The 6,533-nt window shown below is 39.4% G+C and carries 8 protein-coding genes and 1 tRNA gene; 1 reads left to right on the forward strand and 8 read right to left on the reverse strand.

The features are described 5' to 3' along the window. Nucleotides 1–30: 30 nt before the first annotated feature. The 5 genes from RYP29_RS05445 to queF all read right to left on the reverse strand — a co-directional run bounded on the left by RYP29_RS05445 (nucleotide 31) and on the right by queF (nucleotide 2,996). Nucleotides 31–121 (reverse strand) — tRNA-Ser (locus tag RYP29_RS05445). A 50-nt stretch (nucleotides 122–171) separates the two neighbouring features. Beyond that, complete coding sequence (locus tag RYP29_RS05450; protein ID WP_311532584.1) at nucleotides 172–606, reverse strand: DNA starvation/stationary phase protection protein; 435 nt, start codon at nucleotides 604–606, stop codon at nucleotides 172–174. A 247-nt stretch (nucleotides 607–853) separates the two neighbouring features. Further along, on the reverse strand, nucleotides 854–1,465 hold the full coding sequence (gene epsC, locus RYP29_RS05455) for a serine O-acetyltransferase EpsC (protein ID WP_009661741.1): 612 nt from the start codon (nucleotides 1,463–1,465) through the stop codon (nucleotides 854–856). Between the two features lie 228 nt (nucleotides 1,466–1,693). After that, nucleotides 1,694–2,497 (reverse strand): hypothetical protein, encoded by an 804-nt coding sequence (locus RYP29_RS05460; RefSeq protein ID WP_311532585.1) that lies wholly within the window; start codon nucleotides 2,495–2,497, stop codon nucleotides 1,694–1,696. Nucleotide 2,498: 1 nt separating this feature from the next. Then, nucleotides 2,499–2,996 (reverse strand): preQ(1) synthase, encoded by a 498-nt coding sequence (gene queF / locus RYP29_RS05465; protein ID WP_287527829.1) that lies wholly within the window; start codon nucleotides 2,994–2,996, stop codon nucleotides 2,499–2,501. 174 nt (nucleotides 2,997–3,170) lie between these two features. Here queF and RYP29_RS05470 point away from each other — a divergent pair, with 174 nt between their 5' ends. Beyond that, a complete protein-coding gene (locus tag RYP29_RS05470; protein ID WP_311532586.1) occupies nucleotides 3,171–3,884 on the forward strand; it encodes a copper amine oxidase N-terminal domain-containing protein in 714 nt (237 codons plus the stop codon). A 96-nt stretch (nucleotides 3,885–3,980) separates the two neighbouring features. Here the strand turns inward: RYP29_RS05470 and RYP29_RS05475 are convergent, their stop codons facing one another. The 3 genes from RYP29_RS05475 to RYP29_RS05485 form a co-directional block, all read right to left on the reverse strand. Next, nucleotides 3,981–4,334 carry a hypothetical protein gene (locus RYP29_RS05475; protein WP_311532587.1) on the reverse strand — a complete coding sequence of 118 codons (354 nt, stop codon included), beginning with the start codon at nucleotides 4,332–4,334 and terminating at the stop codon, nucleotides 3,981–3,983. 110 nt (nucleotides 4,335–4,444) lie between these two features. Next, nucleotides 4,445–6,067 (reverse strand): membrane biogenesis protein AsmA, encoded by a 1,623-nt coding sequence (locus RYP29_RS05480; protein ID WP_311532588.1) that lies wholly within the window; start codon nucleotides 6,065–6,067, stop codon nucleotides 4,445–4,447. Between the two features lie 110 nt (nucleotides 6,068–6,177). Next, the gene (locus RYP29_RS05485) at nucleotides 6,178–6,531 is read right to left on the reverse strand and encodes a P-II family nitrogen regulator (protein WP_227041856.1); all 354 of its coding nucleotides are present in this window, start codon (nucleotides 6,529–6,531) and stop codon (nucleotides 6,178–6,180) included. Nucleotides 6,532–6,533: the final 2 nt, after the last annotated feature.

Raw genomic sequence — 6,533 nt, forward strand, 5'->3', positions numbered from 1 at the left:
CCTCACATCAGACGATGTGAGGTCTCAGCATGGCGGAGGATTAGGGATTCGAACCCTAGCGACGGTAACCCGCCCTAACGATTTAGCAAACCGTCCTCTTCAGCCTCTTGAGTAATCCTCCATGCTTTACTGGGTAATCATATCATACCCAATAAGGCGTTGTCAATTGAATTATTTCAACATAGATTCAATGAACCAAATTTGTTTTACATAATATTCAATGTGATCTTCCATCATGTTGGAAAGCAAGAAATTATCTTCTTCACTAGCTGCTTCACGAATAGCAGCAGCTTGATCCTTCATATATTTGAAGTCATGAAGTAAAATTTCGATAACTTTATGTTGAGGAATATCTTCTTGACCTAGTTCACCGATTTTTGCTAATTTTGCATATTCAACAGAATTTACCAATGGGAATTCACCTTGCATTTTTACATGTTCAGCTACTGCATCAAAATATTCAAATGCTTCATCATAAATGGATTCCAAGTATTCATGGATAGATTTGAATTGTGGACCAGTTACATTGAAATGAAGGTTGTGTAATTTTACATTCCATGCGGAAAGATCTGCTAAATATTGATTTACTTGTTGTACATTTTTCATAATAATTACTCCTTTTTCATTTAATTCTCAATTACAATTTATCCTAACATAGGACAAATCTAGTTGGCTTTTATGCCTGTTATTCATCTCTGTAATTTGTAATCAATATTGATTACACGACTATATTAACAATAATGATTTTCCTTGTCAATAACTTTATCGATTTTTTTCAATGAAATTTTTATGAAACAAAAAACCTCTTACCATCAGATATGCATCTAACAGCAAGAGGTCTAAGCCAGTCTATTTATATATAGTATTCTATGTAATTTTCAGGATATGGGCTATCATTAGATGCTCCATTTTTATTCTTTCTTCTAGGTTTCCGAACGTACATATTTTCTGGATCTGTTTCAAAGATAACCATATCTTTCGGAATATCGTGTTTTATAACTAGATTACAACCGATTTTAGTGCGCGCTCCAATCGTAATATCGCCTAAAATTTTTGTACCTGTACCAATGAGTACATCATCTTCAATAGTGGGATGGCGTTTTGTTTTCTTAGAGGACATACCGCCCAATGTTACTTGGTGGAATAATGTTACATTATCACCTACGATGGCCGTTTCACCGATAACAACACCCATACCATGGTCAATAAATAAACCTCGACCTATGGTAGCACCTGGATGAATCTCAATGCCTGTTACATGGCGAGAATGAAGTGCTATACGGCGTGCCAATGTAGGCCATCCCGCCTTATAGAGGCGATGCGCAAAGAAATGCCAAAACAAGGCCGTAATATGAGGATACGTCCATATAACCATCCACACATTAGTGGCAGCCGGGTCAGAATCCATGACGCGTTTAATATTGTATTGAATTTTGCCCCATAATTCGCGCAAACCTTGCATCATAAGTACTCCATATCTACGTTCATTACACGAACAGTGTGTCTATCAAAAATATAACGCCCTTGGATACTCCCAAGGGCGTAAGTCACGGTTTTAACGATCACCAAACTATACACTGGGTATAATCATTTGTACACTCTATAAATATATTCCTACTCTAACACCTAGGAATATATCTGTCAAGAATTTTGAGGGTCTTTAAAGTCCGCAGTTTATAGGAAATAACTGAGTTTATCGTATTTTGCCAAGCGTGCTAATCACCGAATCCCACGTAATTGGCACCGTCACAATGGCAACGGCAATTCCTATCCATAAAAGACTGCCGATGATGACTATAAGCCTAGAGAACACAAACTGAAAAGCCCTACTATTGCCATATAAGATGATGTTCTTTCGGTCATGCAATACAATATGTCCCCATAAGAAACCCGCCAAGGTATACGTTAAAATATGCGGATCTACTATCAAATAAGAAACCACATCTGGCATATGCTCTTTTCTAGATATAATTGGTGACAGCAAGCCATTTACTTCAACGGCCCATAGCTTATACCAGAATAGCACCAATATAGAAGGCCACATAGAACACCATGTCATCCATAAAACATAGCCATAATTTACCAACGCTCCTGCCACTTGACCATGATGCTGTTGTAAATATCGTTCTATACGAGATGCTGAACAATAACCTTGCTCAATTTGCCAATAGTGAAACTGTACATTTCGTTCCCCATGTGTAAAATCTACAAAGCCTAGTATTTGTAATAGGACTAGAGCAAATATAGCAATGGTGACAATCTGAAACCATTCACTAAACATCAAGCTAGACGGTACCATACAGTCTGTAATAGCCATGTCAATACGCAGTACTAATAATATCAATGCTATGTAAGCGCTCCACCGTGTCCATCGGCTATATGTATGTAGTGAACTATGACTACCAACGACGAGCGCTGCTGGATGCAATGACAATAATAGGCCAAATACAAAGCAAAATATGATTGCCGAGATGACAGCTATAAATTCGTAATTCATCTTAACGGTACGCTACGCGTTCAGGCTGCATATCGTGGAAATGAAGACGTTCTTTTGCCGTCTTTTCCCATTCTGTACCGGGTTTGCCGTAGTTTGCGTAAGGATCAATAGACAAACCACCGCGCGGCGTAAACTTGCCCCATACTTCGATGTACTTAGGGTCCATCAACTTGATGAGATCTTTCATGATGATGTTAATGCAATCCTCGTGAAAGTCCCCATGGTTACGGAAGCTAAATAAGTACAATTTTAAAGATTTGGACTCAACCATTTTCTTATCTGGTACATACGAAATGTAGATGGTCGCAAAGTCTGGTTGCCCTGTCATAGGACACAAGCTTGTAAACTCAGGACAATTAAACTTAACGAAATAATCATTATCAGGGTGTTTGTTATCAAACGCCTCTAACACCTGTGGTGCATAATCAGTAGGGTAATCGGTCTTGTGACCTAACATCGTTACGCCTTGTAATTCTTCTTGGGATCTGCCACTAGCCATGGGAAACCTCTTTCTATATATAATCATACTAAATAATTTAATTAATACTTAATTATATCATATACTGTACGTTCTATTTTAATTGCATGAAATTAAAGTTTATAATAAAATATTCATATACATCTGGTAATATTAATATATTCAAAACAATATAACACCTTATGGAGGTCCCTTATGAAACTAAAACAGCTTATTTTATCTAGCATCGCTCTAGGTGCGTTAGCTTTCACAGTAGGCATGGCACAACCAGCACATGCAGCAATCGGCATGGAAACACCAGCACCAGCTCAAAATTTAGAAAAACCTGCATCTGTAACGACACAACATCACATCAATGTAGATGGCAAGGTATTAGAGCCGGTGAAAGATCATCAAAATGTGGCCTATGTAGATGGCCAACCGCTTGTAGCATTACGCCAAGTATCGGAAGCCTTAGGCTATAAGGTGGCGTGGGACGCACCAACAAAAACTGCATTGGTAGACATGAGCATTGCTACGCTAGCCATCCAACCAGATCAAGCGCAAATCGTACGGAAAGGTAAATTGCAAATCATCAACCTTGATACATCTGAATCTATGCTACCTACACCACGCATGATAGATGGTCAATTATTCGTGAGCCCTAGCGCATTCAAATTGCTATTGAATGACGTAAAAATCACGAAGGATGAAATTTTCATCGCCCCACAACGCGCTCAGCTAGCATCCACAACCAATACGAACGGGCCTCACAAAAACGAAATCAGTACATTCTTGCCACCATCAGACACTACACCTGCCAAGGTAGAAACGAGTTCTAAAGTGGAATCCAACACAAAATCCACTACAAAGGACGAACCGCTTATCAAGGTTAAACATACACAAACAACTAACAAAAACACAAAATAATAATACAAATAGTAAAGCCCTTCGGACGCAACCGAAGGGCTTTTGTATATGCAACAACGGCGGTTCCAATAAGGACCGCCGTTTTGTTATCCCCTATTATTTAAATAGAGTGTTAAACAAGTTTTGCAACAAGGAAAGCAAAGAGCTAAGAATATCTTGTGCTGTTTTATCTGTATTATTTGTAGTATTAGCTGTTGTTACAGAACCAGCCGTTTTAGTTGGCTCTACTGTTGTTGTAGTTTTGTCAGCAGGAGCTGGTGTAACTGTAGTGGCTACAGGTTCCACAGGTGCTCTACCAGTAGATGGTGTAGGTGTCAAAACTGGTGGGCGAATGGAATCAGTATATTTATAGCCATAAGATGCGTTAGCTGGTTGTGCTGTAAATGCTACAACGCCTAAAGCCATAACAGACGCCATAAGTGTTATAGATAATTTTTTAGCTTTTCTCATAAGAAACCTCCTAATAAAACACATATATAATCCACTATGTCATCAAATGTTTTGATAACAGTTCGCATTGTATACTTAGGAGATAAACTAAACATGAAAATTTCCAAACTTCATCGAATCTTAATCGATTTCAAGCTATCTGATAAACCTTTGATTGATTCCTTTGCCTCATCTAACACTCCTTTACCATCACTTGGTGGTTTGATATTTTCTTGATTTAGTGATTGGCTATTACCTTGCACACGTTTCATATTTTGATTTGCCTGCGCCATGTCATTTTTTATACCATCCATTGTATGCCCAAGCTCGCCAAATGTACTTTCATCATAAATGGCAAAATTACTCCCCCCATTGGAGGTAATATTTAATGGCCCTAATGTTAATTCGCCATTATCGATATACAATGCATCCGTTGAGATAGTTGTTACCGATGTATGTACTTTCACATCAAAGAACGATAAATGACGTCCTTGATTGTGAAAGCGTCCCGTAATAGATTGTATAGGAATGAGTATGTAACGACCTGCACCAGATGTAAAATCGCCCCACACCACCATATCTTTAGGCTGTCCCTTACTTGAGAAGTTAAGGTTCGCCGATACAGGAACAGCAAAATCCGGTGTTTTTAAGGCCATGCTACTATCTAGATCTGTGGCGACCCCCACTAATTCATAGGCCCGCGTATCTAGATTATATACACCTTTAGCCTTTAACTTACCGCCAAATACATTCGCATATACCTCTTTAAAATCCAATATGCCATCTTGATAGGTCACATCGCCTACCACATTTTCAAAGGTTAGTGCAGGGATTCTAAGGATTGGCATGGTAACACGTCCCGATGCAAAGGGCCGATTAATTTCCCCCGTCACTGCTGTGAGCAATGTCATCTTATCGTGAATACTATCACCAAATCCCAGGGACGCCGGATCTACGCCATAAATATTTAACTTCATATCGAGTGTAGGCATACGATGCTTGAGCACATCCTTTAGATCGATGCGGCCTTCCAATGTGAGGCCATCCCCAATGGCGGTGCCTCCGAATTTACCAGTTGTTAGATTCATGCGAATGGCACGATTCGTATCGATATCAAATCGAGCATTAACATTATTCATCACATAATGTCGATTCTTTTGGAATATTTCCAATTGGCAGTCTGAAAGCTTCACAATCGCATCGATATGTTGACCATTCCAGTTAAAGTTACGCACCTTTTTCCCTAGCTCTTCTTGACGTTCTAGGGTCGTTTTTTTCGGTGCTTTAGGTCTCTGTTCTACTTCAGATAAGGGTTTATTAATATCAGGAGAAGCAGGCACAAAATCGACTCGGTTATCATCATCTAAATCTACTACAATGACTGCATCATTTAATTCTATGCCTCGTATGGCAGATGCCTTAAAATTACGAGTAATCACATCCCACATATTAACGCGTATCTTACCAGAAGGTACGGTCATCAACTGATGTCCATCGTCATCAGACCATTGCAAATCCTCAAAGGATATGGTCCCCCATGGAGTGGCGCTCAGACTAGCGACGGTAATAGTCCCTCGCATCATGGTCTGACGTGCTATTACCTCATTAAAAATAACACCCATGCCTCGACTCGCAATAGTAGCTAAGATGGAAATAATGACTACCGTAATTCCAATAAATGTAATGATGCCTAGTATACCTCGCTTATATAGTTGTATATATTTGCTCCAATACGAGCGTAATCGTCTAATCATACAATTATTATAGCATTAAATTTTACAAAACCAATCACCCATACATGTATAAACGCAAAGAGCTACTACACACCAAAGTATGTAGCAGCTCACGTATTATATATAATTAATTAAGCTTCATCATCAGTAACGGCCTTCGTACCGCGTGTACCGGTTCTAATCCGCATAGAATCTTCTACATCGTACACGAAAATCTTGCCGTCCCCTACCTCGCCAGTTTGCAAGGTATCGCGTGCCGTATCCATTACAAGATCAACAGGCACGTCACATACAACGGTTTCAACCTTCACCATTGGCACAAGATTGACCGCATACTCTTGCCCACGATAGACTTCGGTATGCCCTTTTTGCAATCCACAGCCAAATACTTGGGAAACCGTCATCCCTTGAATGCCAATGCGATTCAAGGCTTCTTTTAAATCTTCTAATTGCTCTGCCCGAGCAATGATATCTACTTTCTTCATCC

This window comes from uncultured Veillonella sp., assembly GCF_963534045.1.
GTDB lineage: Bacteria > Bacillota > Negativicutes > Veillonellales > Veillonellaceae > Veillonella.